The organism is Arthrobacter sp. W4I7, from assembly GCF_030816215.1.
GTDB lineage: Bacteria > Actinomycetota > Actinomycetes > Actinomycetales > Micrococcaceae > Arthrobacter > Arthrobacter siccitolerans_A.
Genome location: NZ_JAUSXU010000001.1, coordinates 276,080 through 290,604, shown reverse-complemented (window position 1 = coordinate 290,604; position 14,525 = coordinate 276,080). Strand labels below are relative to the sequence as shown.

General features: G+C 65.2%; 13 protein-coding genes and 1 pseudogene. 7 read left to right on the top strand and 7 right to left on the bottom strand.

Going from position 1 to position 14,525, the window contains the following annotated elements:
• The first annotated feature begins 216 nt into the window (after positions 1–216).
• Positions 217–858: an NADPH-dependent F420 reductase gene (locus tag QF047_RS01335; protein WP_307273092.1), complete on the top strand. Its 642-nt coding sequence runs from the start codon at positions 217–219 to the stop codon at positions 856–858.
• Positions 859–968: 110 nt separating this feature from the next.
• Here QF047_RS01335 and QF047_RS01330 read toward each other — a convergent pair whose 3' ends face one another.
• Positions 969–1,910: an SMP-30/gluconolactonase/LRE family protein gene (locus QF047_RS01330; RefSeq protein ID WP_307273090.1), complete on the bottom strand. Its 942-nt coding sequence runs from the start codon at positions 1,908–1,910 to the stop codon at positions 969–971.
• Between the two features lie 200 nt (positions 1,911–2,110).
• On the opposite strand from QF047_RS01330, the gene QF047_RS01325 reads away from it, so the two are divergent.
• Complete coding sequence (locus QF047_RS01325) at positions 2,111–2,449, top strand: hypothetical protein (protein WP_306636091.1); 339 nt, start codon at positions 2,111–2,113, stop codon at positions 2,447–2,449.
• 31 nt (positions 2,450–2,480) lie between these two features.
• Here QF047_RS01325 and QF047_RS01320 read toward each other — a convergent pair whose 3' ends face one another.
• The 4 genes from QF047_RS01320 to QF047_RS01305 all read right to left on the bottom strand — a co-directional run bounded on the left by QF047_RS01320 (position 2,481) and on the right by QF047_RS01305 (position 5,719).
• A complete protein-coding gene (locus QF047_RS01320) occupies positions 2,481–3,407 on the bottom strand; it encodes a threonine/serine dehydratase (protein ID WP_307281702.1) in 927 nt (308 codons plus the stop codon).
• Between the two features lies 1 nt (position 3,408).
• The gene (locus QF047_RS01315) at positions 3,409–3,669 is read right to left on the bottom strand and encodes a hypothetical protein (protein WP_306636093.1); all 261 of its coding nucleotides are present in this window, start codon (positions 3,667–3,669) and stop codon (positions 3,409–3,411) included.
• 196 nt (positions 3,670–3,865) lie between these two features.
• Positions 3,866–4,726 (bottom strand): hypothetical protein, encoded by an 861-nt coding sequence (locus QF047_RS01310; protein ID WP_306636095.1) that lies wholly within the window; start codon positions 4,724–4,726, stop codon positions 3,866–3,868.
• A 123-nt stretch (positions 4,727–4,849) separates the two neighbouring features.
• Entirely contained in the window at positions 4,850–5,719 is an 870-nt protein-coding gene (locus QF047_RS01305) for an IclR family transcriptional regulator (RefSeq protein ID WP_307273084.1), read from the bottom strand.
• A gap of 175 nt (positions 5,720–5,894) precedes the next feature.
• Here QF047_RS01305 and QF047_RS01300 point away from each other — a divergent pair, with 175 nt between their 5' ends.
• The 3 genes from QF047_RS01300 (at position 5,895) to QF047_RS01290 (ending at position 10,531) form a co-directional block, all read left to right on the top strand.
• Positions 5,895–7,190: an MFS transporter gene (locus QF047_RS01300; RefSeq protein ID WP_307273081.1), complete on the top strand. Its 1,296-nt coding sequence runs from the start codon at positions 5,895–5,897 to the stop codon at positions 7,188–7,190.
• Between the two features lie 179 nt (positions 7,191–7,369).
• On the top strand, positions 7,370–8,593 hold the full coding sequence (locus QF047_RS01295; RefSeq protein WP_307281700.1) for an N-acetylglucosamine-6-phosphate deacetylase: 1,224 nt from the start codon (positions 7,370–7,372) through the stop codon (positions 8,591–8,593).
• A 201-nt stretch (positions 8,594–8,794) separates the two neighbouring features.
• Complete coding sequence (locus tag QF047_RS01290) at positions 8,795–10,531, top strand: HNH endonuclease signature motif containing protein (RefSeq protein ID WP_307273079.1); 1,737 nt, start codon at positions 8,795–8,797, stop codon at positions 10,529–10,531.
• A 47-nt stretch (positions 10,532–10,578) separates the two neighbouring features.
• On the opposite strand, the gene QF047_RS01285 is transcribed toward QF047_RS01290, so the two are convergent.
• Together QF047_RS01285 and QF047_RS01280 are read right to left on the bottom strand one after the other, a co-directional pair.
• Positions 10,579–11,481, bottom strand: coding sequence for a Rieske 2Fe-2S domain-containing protein (locus QF047_RS01285; RefSeq protein ID WP_307273076.1), 903 nt, complete (start codon positions 11,479–11,481; stop codon positions 10,579–10,581).
• Positions 11,482–11,661: 180 nt separating this feature from the next.
• Positions 11,662–11,961 (bottom strand): putative quinol monooxygenase, encoded by a 300-nt coding sequence (locus tag QF047_RS01280; protein WP_307273073.1) that lies wholly within the window; start codon positions 11,959–11,961, stop codon positions 11,662–11,664.
• Between the two features lie 68 nt (positions 11,962–12,029).
• Between QF047_RS01280 and QF047_RS01275 the strand changes: the two are divergent.
• A pseudogene (locus QF047_RS01275) lies at positions 12,030–12,143 on the top strand (Hsp20 family protein); the annotation flags it as partial.
• Positions 12,144–12,265: 122 nt separating this feature from the next.
• On the top strand, positions 12,266–14,482 hold the full coding sequence (gene glgX, locus QF047_RS01270) for a glycogen debranching protein GlgX (RefSeq protein ID WP_307273070.1): 2,217 nt from the start codon (positions 12,266–12,268) through the stop codon (positions 14,480–14,482).
• Positions 14,483–14,525: the final 43 nt, after the last annotated feature.

Here is a 14,525-nt window from a genome sequence, read left to right as displayed (position 1 = left end):
GAGCTTCGGGTCAAGGCCTTTCCGTTCCTAACTGGGAGTATTTGTTCTATTGCGTTTCGGTATTGGCAGGTCACCGCGCCCACCGGCTGGCGGAACCACGACGGCCTCCTGCCGGCACGCGCAGTGGCGGCAGGACGCCGTCGTACGTCTTTTCAACGTCTTTTATTCCCGGAACGCCCCTGAAATATCTGCGGCGTAGCAGCTGTTGGCGCCCATATGACAACAATTGGAATCATTGGTGCAGGACACATTGGAAGCGCAGTTGCCCGGAAGGCGGTGGAGCTGGGTTACGACGTGGTCATCAGCAACTCCCGCGGCCCGGAGACCCTGGCCGGGCTGGTAGCGGAACTCGGACCGAAGGCGCGTGCGGCCACGGCAACGGAAGCGGCTGCCGCCGGGGATTTCGCCGTGGTCACCGTGCCGCTCAAGAACTACAAGGACATCCCGGTGGAGCCGCTGGCCGGCAAGATCGTGATCGACACCAACAACTACTACTGGGAGCGTGACGGCCGCATCCCGGCGCTGGACAACGGCGAGACCACCACCTCCGGCCTGCTGCAGGAGCACCTGCCCGACTCAAAGGTGGCCAAGGGCTTCAACCACATCATGGCCTCCCAGATCACCACTGACGGAACCCCTTCCGGCACCGACAACCGGCGGGCGCTGGCAACAGCAAGCGATTACCCGGAAGCGGCCGAACTGGTCACCCGCCTGTACGACGAATTCGGCTTCGACACCGTAAACATCGGCGACCTGGAGGACAGTTGGCGTGTGGAGCGGGACCGGCCGGCCTACGTGGTGCGGCAGAACGCCCAGGAGCTGAAGGACAACCTGGCCAAGGCGCAGCGGACCGTTTAGCACCGCAGTCCTGGAGGCCCGGAGTCCCAGAGCCCAGGAAACTGGCTGGCAGCTGACGAGTGCAAAACCGCGTTTTGACGACGTTAACTGCCAGCCAGTCGGGGGCTAGCCTAATCCCAGGCCGGGACCAGGACTACCTCGTAGCGGGCCGCCTGCCTGCCGAACTTCGCATTGACCGCGGCGAGGGTGTCCCCAAACTTGGCCACCGTCGTCGGGATGTCGAAGTTCTTGCTCTTGATTACGTCCTCAACCTTGAAAGAGGACAAGTCATCGGAAAGCTCCACCCGGCTGATCTGGTTGTCCATGTTCTGGACGGCCCATAGCGTGTGGCCTTTCACCAGGATCCCGTCGATGAACTCCAGGTCCCTGCCTTTGATTCTGTCGCTCTTTCCCGTCTCAGGATCCACGGCGTAGAGGGCCTCATCCCTGGTGTGGGCAACAATCAGCGTGTCTCCATCTTCAGCTACTGCGATGCCATTCATGCCGAAGTCGTTGGGGCCCAAGGCAGATGCCGCGTCGCCCTTCACAGTCAGGGTCCTGACGGCCTTGCGCACCTCACCCGAGTGGCTGACCTTCACCAGGTAGAGCTCGCCATATTTTGAGTTGGTGAACCACGCGCCATCGTCGGTGAGGGTCACATCATTGATGAACGAACCAGTCTTCGTGGTCAGCGTGACCTCGGCCACCGTCTTGCGGGTTTCGGTGTTGTAGACGTAGGCCTTGCCCGTGGCACCGCCCGCCACAAACAGCAGGTCGTTGCTGACATCCGCCTTCATTCCGACGGCCATCCGGCCCTCGGGTGCGTCGATAATACGCTTGGCCTTGCCTTCACGGATGTCGCCGCGGAAGATGTCTCCGGTATTCAGTTCCCCGGCGAAGAACGTTGTCCCTTCTCCTGCCGCGATGCCCTCGGCGGACTTGGCACCCTGGAGGACAATGACGTCGTCGTCACCGGAAGACTCCGATGCCGCTGCCGGCAGGGCTAAAGGTAAGAACAGGGCCAGAAGAGCGATGAAACCAACGGCTGTACGGCGTTGCACTGTTCGGCGCATAATGCTTCCTAGATATGGATTGATGCGCGGGGCCAAAACTGCGCCAACTCCGGGCGATGGTGCTGTCAGCCTAAGCACCTGCAGGAAGCCCCGCCAGAGCCTGGTGCCCCCTTCATAGAAGAGGGGGCACCGCACCCGGGACGGCATTCGCCTCCGGGTTCTGCTTACAATCGAAACCTCAATCAACTACTGAGGGACCCATGAAGAAACTCGCCACAGCCTTGATCGCCGCCGGACTCGTAGTCTCGGCCACGGCCTGCACCGCCTCGAACCAGCTCACCACCGCCGAAACGTGCGAGCGGATCCAGAGCGTGGTGTCCAACCCGGCCAACAACGCAGGCAAGACGGGCATGAACCGCCTCGCCAACCAGATCCGTCCCATTCACGAGGTTGCCTCCGATGACCTCAAGCCCGCCCTCGAGTCCATCCTTGAATACACGGATGAGCAGGCCAAGGAAACGCCGGACGAAGCCAGGCTCGCGGAGTTGCAGGCCGGGTACCAGGAAGCCGGCAGCACCTACAGCAAGTTCTGCAGCTAGCCTTCACTTTCTGCTGGCCGGACCCGGTTGCCTACAAGGTGGCCGGGTCCGTGTTTGCCCCGCAGAGAATGACCGCCAGGCGCTCCCCCGCTTTTGGCACGAAGCCGCCAGAGGTCAGGGCAGCGAACGCTGCGGCGGCACCATGCTCCACCACCAGCCGGTAGTCGTTCCACAGGAGCGAGCGTGCCGCGATGATGTCGTCGTCGGACACCAGGACACTTTCGACGCCGGTGCGGACCGCAACGGCGAAACCAATGTCGCCGATGCGGCGGGCACCCAGCGAGTCCGCGGCGACGCCAGATACTGCAACGTCGACGGGTTCGCCCGCTGCCAGGGCGGGATGAAGCGTCGGGGCGTTCCAGGGTTCCACGCCCACTACCTGGGCACGGCCTTCCACCGCGGCCGCGATTCCAGCCATCAGTCCGCCGCCGCCCACCGCCACCAGCACTGTGTCCACCCCGGCGATCTGTTCCAGCAGTTCAGTCCCCACCGTTCCGGCGCCGGCGGCGATCTCGGGTTGATCATAGGCGTGGCAGTAAACAGCTCCGGCGCGCTGGGCATGTTCCACGGCGGCCTGGTACGCCTCGGCATATTCAGCCCCGCCCTGGACCACGGTGGCACCGATCGCCTCGAGCTTCCGAACCTTCACGGCCGGAGCCGCAGCCGGCACGAACACCGTTGCCGGCACTCCCAGCTGGGCTGCGGCATAGGCGTTGGCCAGCCCCGCGTTGCCGCCCGAAGCAACCACCACACCCGCGGTGGAATCCAGCTCACCGCGCTCTTTGCTGGCCAGGATGCGGTTCAGCGCGCCACGTGCCTTGAACGTGCCGGTGTGCTGCATGAACTCGCACTTAAACCACACCTCAGCGGGGAACGCGTCCGCCTTTAACACCGGTGTCAAGCGGGTAAGCCCGGCAATCCGCCGGGCCGCGTCATCAACATCGGCGCGGGCAATCATGTCAGCCTTCGTCGTCCCAGTTTCGCGGCTCATCAAGGGCTTCCTCAGGCTTGTGCTCCTGCGGGGGCGCGCCACTTCCGGAGTACGACGCCGGCACGGTTCCGGCTGCATGGGCTTGCTGCTCCTCGCGGATGTTGCTGGCGCCCGGTAGCTCCGGATGCTGGCCGCTTTGTGGCGCCTGCACTGCCTGCTTGGCTTCGTCGGGGTCACCCGGGCCGCGAAGGTCGGCGGTGTTCCGGGGCTCTTCATTGGACGTGGTCATGGTGTCCTGCCTTTCACCTGGATACAGGCTGCACTATGCCCGGGCAAGTGCCCTGGTCACGTGTCCAGCCTACGTTTACTGCTGTCACAATCGGTTATTTAGCCGCGGTCCGCTCACCGCTCCTGAATAGCCGGCAAACCAGGCAGAAAGGCGGGCGGGACCATCAGGTCCCGCCCGCCTTTCTGTTCCCCCGGAACTAGCGCGAAGCGGTCGGTGACGCAGACGACGTTTCGGTGTCTTCCGTCTCCGTTGCCGTTGAGGTCGCCGTAGGTGATGCTGAACGGCTCGTGGACGACGTGCCCGCTGACCCGGACGTGCTGGCGGACGTGGGGCTGGAAGTTCCGCTGCCGGCGTCGGCCTTCTTCAGCACTTCATTGATCAGGTCCTCGAGCTCCTTCTGGTCAGGGTCCCCCAGGTTGGCGCCGCTCTTGGTGGCCACCACCAGCAGCCTGCCTTCGGCCGCGGAGACCTGCATCAGCTTCTGCTGGTTTTCCCCGCTGCGCGTGCTGAGGGTGCCGAAGGTCTTTTCGGCGTCGGTATCAGCCTGGAGCTCCTCGCTGTTGACCTCATACTTCTGGCCGAGCGCGGTCACCGAGAACTTGGCGCACTGGTCCATCTTGCCGCTGATCCCATCGAGGACCTCGACGGCGTCCGGACCGTCGCTGCCGGACTGTGCGGACAGGGTGCGCGGCTGGTCGCCCTCGGAAAGTGCGACGGCGACTTCGCCGCTTTCCACCTTGTCCAGCAGTCCCGCCGTGGCAATGTCCTTGCAATCCGCGGGGTCCACCGTTGCCGTGCTCAGGAGCAGGTTGGCGATGTTGCCGCCCTGATCCACCTGTTCCTTGGAGTAGAGCTTCAGTTCGTTGCCGTCGTCATCCTTCATTCCGGAGATCAGTTCGCGGAGCTCATCCTCGGTATAGACCTTGGCTTCAGCCGTCTTGCTCGGAGTGGCCGTCTGGCTCGTAGAGGGAGTCGCCGTGCCCCCGCCGCCGCCCGTGCATCCCGCCAGGGCAATCATCGCCGCCGCCATCACTCCAAGTGCAGGAACTTTTCGCATCAAGTACAACCCCTTCTAAAGATAGAAAGCATGCTTAGTGTTTCCAGCCTAAGCCTATGTCCGCGGCTTGGGAAATAACTAAGCCTGACTTTCTACTTTGATTGCTGTTGCAGTTGGCCGCCGTCAGGCCGGCAGGGCTCCGGCCTCCCGGGAGGGATGCCGCCACGCCCCGCTGGCGGTCGGCTGATGGCCCAGGCTGCGGGAGATGGCGCGGGCAGCGGCCCGCACCAGGGGAACCAGTTCATGGGCCGGCGTCACCGCATCCGGAACCACGATGGACAGGGCGGCAAGGACGTCACCTCCGGCCGAATAAATGGGCGCCGCAACCGAGACGGTCCGGGATGGCTGTGTTCTCCGGACCACTGCCGCGCCGGACTGCTTGACGCCGGCAAGCACCGCTCGAAGGTCAGCCGCCGACAGTTCCCCGGCCCCGCGCTCGGCCTCCGGTTCCGTCCCTTGTTCGGCCCCTTGTTCGGCCCCGGCAGGCTGCGCCAGCAGCTCCTCCAGCACGTCGGGAGCGGAGTAGGCCAGCAGGACCTGCCCGACAGCTGTGGTGCGCAGGGGCATCCGGCCTCCCACCCGGTAGGCGACTTCGGTGGCATGCCGCGACGAGAGCCGGTCGATGAGTACCGCATCCCTGCCTTCGCGGACGGAGAGCAGCACATGGTGGCGCGTCACTTCGTACAGATCTTCCAGGTACGGAAGCGCTATCTGCCGGACGCCATGGCCGCGCGGCGAGAGCGAGGCGATTTCCCACAAGCGCACCCCCACCACGTACCGGCCATCCTCCAGCCGCTCCAAGGCACCCCATTCGGTCAGGTGCCTCACCAGCCGGAGGGCTGTGGCCGGGGCGAGTCCCGCGAGCCTGGCCAACTCGGACAGGCTCAGCGCCCGGCGTCGCTCGGTGAACTGTTCCAGCAGACTCAGCGCCCGCACCACCACGGGCTGGCCGGGGCCTTCCCGGAGCCCCCTTGCCCCGCCTGCTCCCGCCACGGTCCCTCCAGAACTTGCCTTATGGTCTTTCAAGCGTCCGCCGTGTGGTCCGTGCCACAAAGTGCATTTTCACTCAGTGAAAAGTACAGTCACCGGAGGGGAGCCAGGGAGCCAAGCTGATGGACGTCCCGCCGGCAAGTTTGCCTGCCGCCCTTTGATCCGATTGGAATCAACGATGAACTCCAATGCCCCTCGAAAATCCCTTGTCGGAATTTTTGTGTTGTGCTGGCTTGGCCTGCTCGCCGACGGTTATGACCTCTACGTTTACGGGGCCACCCTTCCCGGCCTGATCGGCCAGCCGCCGTTCAACGTCACACCCGCGGCCGCCGGCGCAGTGGGTTCGCTGGCGCTGGTGGGCATGCTGCTCGGTTCCCTCATTGTGGGCACCTTGACCGACCGCCTCGGCCGGCGCAGGATCTTTGTCAGCGCCCTGGCCCTGTTTTCGGTGGCCATGCTCGCCTGTTCGCTGGCCCCCACGTGGGAGTTGTTCGCGGCGTTCCGCTTTATCGCCTGCTTCGGCGTGGGGGGTTTGCTTCCGACGGCGGTGGCCCTCACCAACGAGTTCGCCCCGCCGGGCAGGAAGTCCCTGGTCCTGGGGGCAGTCCTTACCGGGCCGGCCACGGGCACTGTGGTTGCCTCGCTGACCTCATTGGCCCTGCTGGAATCGAGCGGCTTCCGCCCGGTTTACGCGATCGGGGCTGCCGGTCTTTTGCTGGTGCCGTTCGCCTGGTTCCTCATGCCTGAGTCGCCGTCGTTCCTGCGGACACAGCGCCGCGATGCCGAAGCAGACCGCATTGAAGCCAGCTACGCGCTCCCCCGCACAGCAGAAGCACCGTCCTCCGCCGTCCGTATCTCGCCCACCCGTGCCCTTTTCGCCAACGGCACCGGCCGCACCACAGTACTGCTGTGGGCCATTACCGTGCTGAGCCTGCTGACCATATTCGGCGTCAGCACCTGGCTGCCCCAGATCATGCGGACCGCGGGGTTCGGCGTCGGATCATCCGTGTCCTTCCTGCTGGCCTACTCCGTGGGCGCTGTAGTGGGCACGGTCCTCGCGTCGGTCGGCAGCCAAAAGTTCGGGCCCCGGCCGCTGGTCATCGTGGGCTTCATCAGCGCCGGGGCCGCCCTCCTGCTGATGTCCACCAACCCGCCGGCCGCACTCATGATGGTGCTCGCCGCTGTCGCGGGCTTCGGTGGCCTGGGCACTCAGAACATGATCAACGACTACATCGCGCAGTTCTACCCGGCAGCCACCCGCGCCACCGGCCTGGGATGGGCGCTGGCAGTGGGGCGCATCGGAGCGATTGCCGGCCCCACTTACGGCGCCTTGCTGGTCAGCTTCGGCGGCGGCGTCCCCGTAGCTGCCATGGCATTCGCGGCGCCTGCCCTTGTGGGCGCCGCCCTGATGCTGGCCCTGCGGAGCCGGGTGACCAAACGGTCCGCACCCCAGGAAGCGGAGCTGGTCGCCTGACCCGCCCCCCAGCACTGCCCTGTGTGGAATAATCCGAAAGAGTGGTCCTCGCCGGACCGCTCTACGGATCGAAGGGCCGACGTGCCAGCCACAGCACCATCCAGGAGCAGCGCTCCGACGGCGAGCGCGACCATCAACAACACCCAGGTCATGGCGGCGGCTCTCTGGAGGGCGACCTGATGGGCAAGGATCTGATACTTCGGGGGCGCATCGTGTCCGCGAGCATGGACATCGATGACGGGCTTGTCGCCCTGGCCGGCGGCCTGATCACATATGCCGGGCCGGCGTCGGAATACCCGGGAGACCGGGGTGATGCCGGCGGCTCCGGACGATACGGCGGCTCCGGCCGCATTCTGTTGCCGGGCCTGGTGGACCTCCACTGCCACGGTGCCCACGGCGCGGACTTCGCGGAGGGTTCCGAGGAAGGTGCCCGGGCTGCTGCCCGCTACCTGCACAGCCGCGGCACCACCACACTGCTGGCCAGCCTGGTCACGGGAACGCCCGCGGACCTCGTCCGGAACCTCAAGGTGCTGCGGGCGGTAGCGGAGGAGGGGCTGGTTGCCGGGTCACACCTGGAAGGCCCCTTCCTCTCCGGCCAACAGTGCGGCGCGCACGACCCCGCGCTGCTGCTGGAACCCGACGCCGGCCTGGTGGCCCAACTTTTCGAAGCGGCGGGGCCCACCCTGGCGTCCATGACCCTGGCTGCCGAACTGCCGGGTGCATCCGAACTGGCGGATCTGCTCACTCGCCGCGGCGTGCTGCCTTCGCTCGGGCACACTGCAGCGGATCACTCCGGCGCGGCCGCCTTCCTGGAGCGGGCCGCCGTCGGGCTTGCGGAAACGCCGCCTGGTGCGGATTCGAGTAAGGGGCGGAGGCCCACCGTCACTCACCTCTTCAATGCCATGCCCACCATGCATCATCGCGCCCCTGGTCCCGTCTCCGCCTGCCTGAGTGCCGCGCGCGCCGGGAATGCCGTGGTGGAATTGATTGCCGACGGCGTCCATCTGGCCCCGGAAACGGTCAAGACAGTCTTCGAACTGGTGGGCGCGGACAACATCGCACTGGTCACGGACTCCATGGCCGCGACGGGCTTGGAGGATGGCCAGTACAGGCTCGGAACACTGGCGGTAACGGTTGACGGAGGAGTGGCCCGGGTGGATAGCTCCGGTGCCATCGCCGGCGGAACGGCGACGCTGCTGGACGTTGTCCGGTCCGCTGTTGCAGCCGGCGTCCCCGTGCAGGACGCCGTCACGTCGGCGACTGCAGTACCGGCGGCGGTCCTGGGACTGTCGGCGCAGGCAGGTGACGTGCGCGAAGGGATGCCGGCCGACGTCGTTGTCGTTGACCCTGGACTGAACCTGGCGGGAGTCCTGCGGCGGGGCGAGTGGGTGACTTCGCCTTAACAGTCCTCCGATCAAAATGTCAGTGCCTCCGGGGACGATGTTGGTATGGGAACGGATCCGGCAGGCGACGCGGTAAGTGCGGCATCGCTGTTTCCTGCCGCGCCGGCTGCGCCGGTTCGTCCATCAGCAGCATCTCCACAAAATGTCAGTGCCTCGATGGATGATGCTTCTATGGGAAACGGCGCGGGCAGAGTGGCGGTGATGGAGGGCATTCATGCTTCCGTCGCTGGCCTTGATGCGCTGTTTGTTGAGGATGCCCGCTTGAGCGCGGGCGGCCCGGGCCCTGCTAATACTGACGGCGTTGACGTCGTGACCGATGTGCTGCAGCGGCAGTATGAGATCCGTCTGGAGCGGATGGCGGTAACGAAGCAGTTGGAAGCCCAGATCGCCGCCGTGAAGGCCCTGGATGCCGCCGAGGCCATCGAAATCCAGCACGCGATGACCCCGCCCGAAGCACCCGCACACGAACGCACTTACGCGGAGATGTCCGCGATCGAGGAAATCGCAGGCGTCCTGACCATCAGCTCCCCCGCCGCCGGGGCGCTCGTCACCCAGTCCCGGCAAGTCTGCTCCCTGCCGCCGGTCATGGACGCCCTCTCCAGCGGGACCATCTCGTGGCAGCATGCGAAAATCATTGGCGACGAAACCGATGGCCTCGGCCCCGCCGGCGCGGCCGCCCTCGCCGCGCATTTCCTGGACCCCACCGCACCCAATCCGGCACGGGGAGCCGCCGCCGGGGACCTGGTCCCCGGACGCTTCCGGGCCAAGGTCCGCGGCTGGCGTGAACGTCACCACCCCGAATCCCTCGAAAAACGCCACGCAAAATGCGCCGCGGACCGGCGGATGGAATACACCCCGGACCGCGACGGCATGGCCTGGCTCTCCCTGTACCTGCCCGCCGACACCGCATCCGCCATCTGGAACCGCAGCACCGCCCTCGCCCGCGGCCTCCAGGGCCCCGAAGAGCCCCGGTCAATGACACAACTCCGGCCCGACATCGCCGCCCGTTTGCTCCTGGCCGCAGGACCAGCCCTTAGCCCCGCCCCGGAAAGCACCGCAGAAGAATTCAACACCGAAGAGAACACCGACGCCCCCATCGGCGTGGCCTCCGTGTCCGTCAATGACCGGCCCGCTGCCGACACCGGCACCGGTGCCACCGACGACGGCACCTCTACGGGTTCCACCGGACAGGAAACTACAAACACCGACGCCGCCGACCTCGCCTCCGCCGGGCATGAGGAAACCGGCCGCAGCGGTTACACGGACCTCGCCAGTGTCCCGGTCCCGAACGCCCAGGTCCTCGTCACCGTCCCGGTGTTCGCGCTCCTCGGCCTCACCGACGAACCCGCAACCCTGGACGGCTACGGTCCCATCCCTGCCTCCATGGCCCGCAAGCTCGTCACCGACGGGGCCAGCTCCTTCTACCGCGTCCTCGTCGACCCCCGCGACGGCGCACCATTGGAAATCGGCCGCACCAGCTACCGGCTCACCAAAGCCATGAAAAAAGCACTGCAGCTCAGGGACGGCAAATGCACCTTCCCCGGCTGCAACAACCACTCCCTCGACAACGACACCGACCACCTCACCGCCTGGCACCACGGCGGAACCACCGGAATCAGCAACCTGGCCCAACTCTGCCCGAAACACCACAGCCTCAAACACAACAGCCATTGGGAACCCACACCAGCCACCAGAAACGAACCACCCGGCTGGACCTCACCAACCGGACGCCACTACAAACCCGAACAACCCGACCCGGAACCACCACAATGGCCACCCGGACTCCTGCCCATGGGCGGAACCAAGTTCCTGAACGCTGAAACGCCCAAGTTGCAGTCGACCGAAACACCGAGGTTCCGGCCCGCTGACTTATCCAACTTCCAGCCTGCCGATAAGAGCCTCTTGGAAAACGCCCTCATGGACTTGTTAAGCGGCTGAGGTCTCTGCACCGTCTTAACCGGCTGAGGGAACAGCAAGCGAAACGCTCAGTCAGCGCCGGGAAGGTTCACTTCCACGAGCCCGTCGGTGACCCGGGTTTCGAACATTGGCTGCCTGGATGTGGCCGGCCCGGCCTGCACCTCGCCTGACCGCAGTGAGAAGGTGCTGCCATGCCAAGGGCACACGACGCAGGGTTCGCCGCCACCGGCAGCCGAGCTATCCGTCAGGCTGCCGCCTTTGCGCTTGCCCTCGTGCAGCGGTCCCGACAGGTGGCTGCAAACGTCGGACAACACGCTCACTGTTTCCGCCTCCCGGAACACCAGCAGTGGAATCCCGGCGACTACCCGCTGGTGGAGCTTCCCGTCGGGCAGGTCCTCCAAGGGTGCGAGCGGTTGCCATCCACTTGGGAAGCGGTGCGGAATATCCTCGCTGTGGTTGACACCGGCGGCCTGCCGGTAGCTGAGGTGGCCACCCAGGAAGCCGCCAAAGCTGACTACCCCCAGACCCAGATAGGCGAGCACTTTGCCTGCACCCTGCTGCCCCTGTGCACGCGCCACGAGCGAGGCGGTGTAGAGGCTTACGGCCGTGATGTTAGCAGTCGCGTGGACCAGCCCCACTCTCTGCTGCTGGCTGTGCAACTGCGACCAATCCATAAAACCGGCCACCGCGGCCGGCACAGCGGAGGCGCTTCCCACACCGATGAGGACACTGGCCGCCCTGTCGTTGCCGGGGAGCGCATCCAGGACTGCCGCCGAAAGCCAGGAACCCAGCGGAACCTGGACAGCCAACGGATGAACCGGATGCCCGATGGGAACGCCGTGCAGGATATCCCGGGCCCACTGGGGCCGGACAGTGCGTTTGACGATCTTTCGTACCTTCTTGGCCACAGGATCCAGCCAATCGGCATCTTCCAGGCGGGCAACAAGCTCAAGTGCCGGCAGCGGTTTCATGTGTCTCCCTTACCCCGTTTGTCCGTATGCATTTGGGTACAGCGCAGTCGATGGGTTCAGTCGAAACTGTCCACGCGGGTGTACAGCCGATACCGTCCTGTCGATGCCGGTCAGCCTAGCCGCTGGCGGGCGGAAGGCACAGGGGTGGACAAGACACTAACGGAGTGGAAGAAGCGCAGGTCAGCGCAGCGGGGACCCCAGAACTGAGAACTGGTTGCCGCCCATCTCACCGGAAAGCAGGGGCATCGCCTCGGCGATCGCCGCCCGGACGCTGTCCAGCTGGAGCGACCCCCGGTGCGCCTCCGGTGACTCCCACAGTTCGAACACAAACACCGTGTCCGGCGCCTCGTCGTTGACGCCCACCTCGTACAGCAGGCACCCGGCCTCCTTGAGCCCCGGCATGGGCCGAAGAAGGATGGACACGACGGCGTCCCGCTGGCCGGGCCTGGTTCCGAGACTTCCCACATTCGCAAAGGTCATGGGGACAGTGTGCAGCACGGGGACGACAGAACCGGGACGGCGGCACCACCGCCTCCCTCCCCGGCCCCACCGACCAAAATGACGTGAAGGCCACCTACCGGGACGGCGTGCTCGAGGTCCGCGCCCCACTGCCGGAGCAGGGCACGCCCGAAGGCTGCAGGATCCCCATCATCAGGAGCTAGGCAAGGCAAGGTACGACGGCGGCGGCGGTCCTGCATCGCCGTCGCACCCCTGTCATATCCTCCAGTAAGAACGGGCGCCACTGTGGTTCGATGGTGTTCTCTTCTTCGAAATGGAGGCGGACTTGGAAGTCTGGACGGGGAGCCCCTATCCGCTGGGTGCCACGTACGACGGGAGCGGTACCAACTTTGCCGTGTTCAGTGAAGCCGCGAGCGCGGTGTACCTGTGCCTGTTCGATGAGGACGGCGTCGAGCAGCGGATCCGCCTTGAGGCGGTGGACGCCTTCGTCTGGCACTGCTACCTGCCTCACGTTTTGCCCGGCCAACTGTACGGCTACCGGATGGAGGGCCCCTACGAGCCTGCCCGTGGCCTCCGCTTCAATCCCAACAAACTGCTGCTGGATCCCTATGCCAAGGCACTCAGCGGCGACATCAGTTGGGGCCAGCCGATGTTCTCCTACAACTTCGGCGACCCCGCATCCTTCAACAGCGAGGACTCCGCCCCGCACACCGTGCGGTCGGTGGTGATCAGCCCGTTCTTCGACTGGCAGCACGACCGGCCGCCGCGGATCCCCTACAGCGACAGCCTGATCTATGAGGCCCACGTGAAGGGTCTCACCATGACCCACCCGGAGGTACCTTCCCGGGAGCGCGGCACCTACGCCGGCATTGCACACCCCGCCGTCATCGAACACCTGCAGAAGCTTGGCGTCACGGCGGTAGAGCTGATGCCGGTGCACCAGTTCGTCCAGGACAGCACCCTCAAAGACAAGGGGCTCAGCAATTACTGGGGCTACAACACCATCGGATTCTTCGCCCCGCATGAGAGCTACAGTTCCAGCACTAAACCGGGCCAGCAGGTGCAGGAATTCAAGGCGATGGTCCGCTCCCTGCACGCCGCGGGCATCGAGGTGATTCTCGACGTCGTTTATAACCACACAGCCGAGGGGAACCATCTGGGCCCCACCTTGTCGTTCAAGGGCATCGACAACCAGGCGTACTACCGGCTGGTGGAGCATGAAAAGCAGCATTACCTGGATTACACGGGCACGGGGAACACGATCAACGTCCGCCATCCGCACACCCTGCAGCTGATGATGGATTCCCTCCGGTACTGGGTGCTGGAGATGCACGTGGACGGGTTCCGCTTTGACCTCGCCTCCGCCCTGGCACGCGAGTTCTACGAGGTGGACCGGCTGTCCAGCTTCTTCGACCTCGTCCAGCAGGATCCCGTGGTGTCCCAGGTGAAGCTCATCGCTGAACCATGGGATGTGGGTCCCGGCGGGTACCAGGTGGGGAACTTCCCGCCGCTCTGGACCGAATGGAACGGGAAATACCGCGACGCCGTCCGCGACTTCTGGCGCGGCGCCCCCGCCACCCTTGGTGAATTCGCCTCCCGGCTCGCAGGCTCGGCTGATCTTTACGAAAGCTCAGGCCGCCTGCCCGTGGCCTCGATCAACTTCGTCACCGCCCACGACGGGTTCACCCTGCGCGACGTGGTCTCCTACAACGCCAAGCACAACGAGGCCAATGGGGAAAACAACAACGACGGCGAGTCCCACAACCGCTCGTGGAACTGCGGCACAGAGGGGCCTACTTCAGACCGCGGCATCCTTGCCCTGCGGGCGCGCCAGCAACGCAATCTTCTCGCCACGCTCCTCCTTTCGCAGGGCGTCCCCATGGTCCTGCACGGTGACGAACTGGGGCGCAGCCAGGAGGGAAACAACAACGGCTACTGCCAGGACTCACCGCTCTCGTGGATCGACTGGGAGACTGCGGACCAGCCCCTCACGGAGTTCCTTGCCGCCGTCAGCCAGCTGCGCAGGGAACATCCCACGTTTCGGCGCAACAGATTTTTTCAAGGCCGTCCCGTCAGACGAGCGGTCGGCCAGCCCCTGCCCGATATTGTCTGGCTCGACAGAGATGCCACAGCCATGGTGCCGGAAGACTGGGACAACCCCCTCGCCCGCGCCATCGGGGTGTTCTACAACGGGACAGCGGTGGGCAAAGACCACCGGGGCCGGGTCATCAACGACCACAACTTCCTGCTGTATTGCAACTCGGGAGACGAACCCGTGGTGTTCACCCTGCCCAGCATCGAGTACTCGCCCAGCTGGGAACAGCTCATCGATACTGCCGGGAAACACGCGGACACCGGCCTCCTGCATGCTGGCGGAACCGTGGAGCTGGCCGGGAAATCCCTCCTGGTTCTTCGGGCCTACACCGCGCCGCCGGAGAAGCCCGACCACTCGGTATCTGCATCCCTCGCTCTGGTCTGGACTCCTGACGCGCCGCGTCCGCCAGATTCTTCAGTATCCGCCCCCGCTGAGAAGGCGGATTAAATCTATTCGGTGTAGTATCTTGGCTGTCCCGGACAAACCCCCA

Bases quoted from the DNA above. Each gene is read 5' to 3' on its own strand.
- QF047_RS01280 (WP_307273073.1), bottom strand. From the start codon at position 11,961: ATGACCTTTGCGAATGTGGGAAGTCTCGGAACCAGGCCCGGCCAGCGG.
- QF047_RS01315 (WP_306636093.1), bottom strand. From the start codon at position 3,669: ATGACCACGTCCAATGAAGAGCCCCGGAACACCGCCGACCTTCGCGGC.
- QF047_RS01310 (WP_306636095.1), bottom strand. From the start codon at position 4,726: ATGCGAAAAGTTCCTGCACTTGGAGTGATGGCGGCGGCGATGATTGCC.
- QF047_RS01320 (WP_307281702.1), bottom strand. From the start codon at position 3,407: ATGATTGCCCGCGCCGATGTTGATGACGCGGCCCGGCGGATTGCCGGG.
- QF047_RS01330 (WP_307273090.1), bottom strand. From the start codon at position 1,910: ATGCGCCGAACAGTGCAACGCCGTACAGCCGTTGGTTTCATCGCTCTT.
- QF047_RS01285 (WP_307273076.1), bottom strand. From the start codon at position 11,481: ATGAAACCGCTGCCGGCACTTGAGCTTGTTGCCCGCCTGGAAGATGCC.
- QF047_RS01325 (WP_306636091.1), top strand. From the start codon at position 2,111: ATGAAGAAACTCGCCACAGCCTTGATCGCCGCCGGACTCGTAGTCTCG.
- QF047_RS01295 (WP_307281700.1), top strand. From the start codon at position 7,370: ATGGGCAAGGATCTGATACTTCGGGGGCGCATCGTGTCCGCGAGCATG.
- QF047_RS01290 (WP_307273079.1), top strand. From the start codon at position 8,795: ATGGAGGGCATTCATGCTTCCGTCGCTGGCCTTGATGCGCTGTTTGTT.
- QF047_RS01300 (WP_307273081.1), top strand. From the start codon at position 5,895: ATGAACTCCAATGCCCCTCGAAAATCCCTTGTCGGAATTTTTGTGTTG.
- QF047_RS01335 (WP_307273092.1), top strand. From the start codon at position 217: ATGACAACAATTGGAATCATTGGTGCAGGACACATTGGAAGCGCAGTT.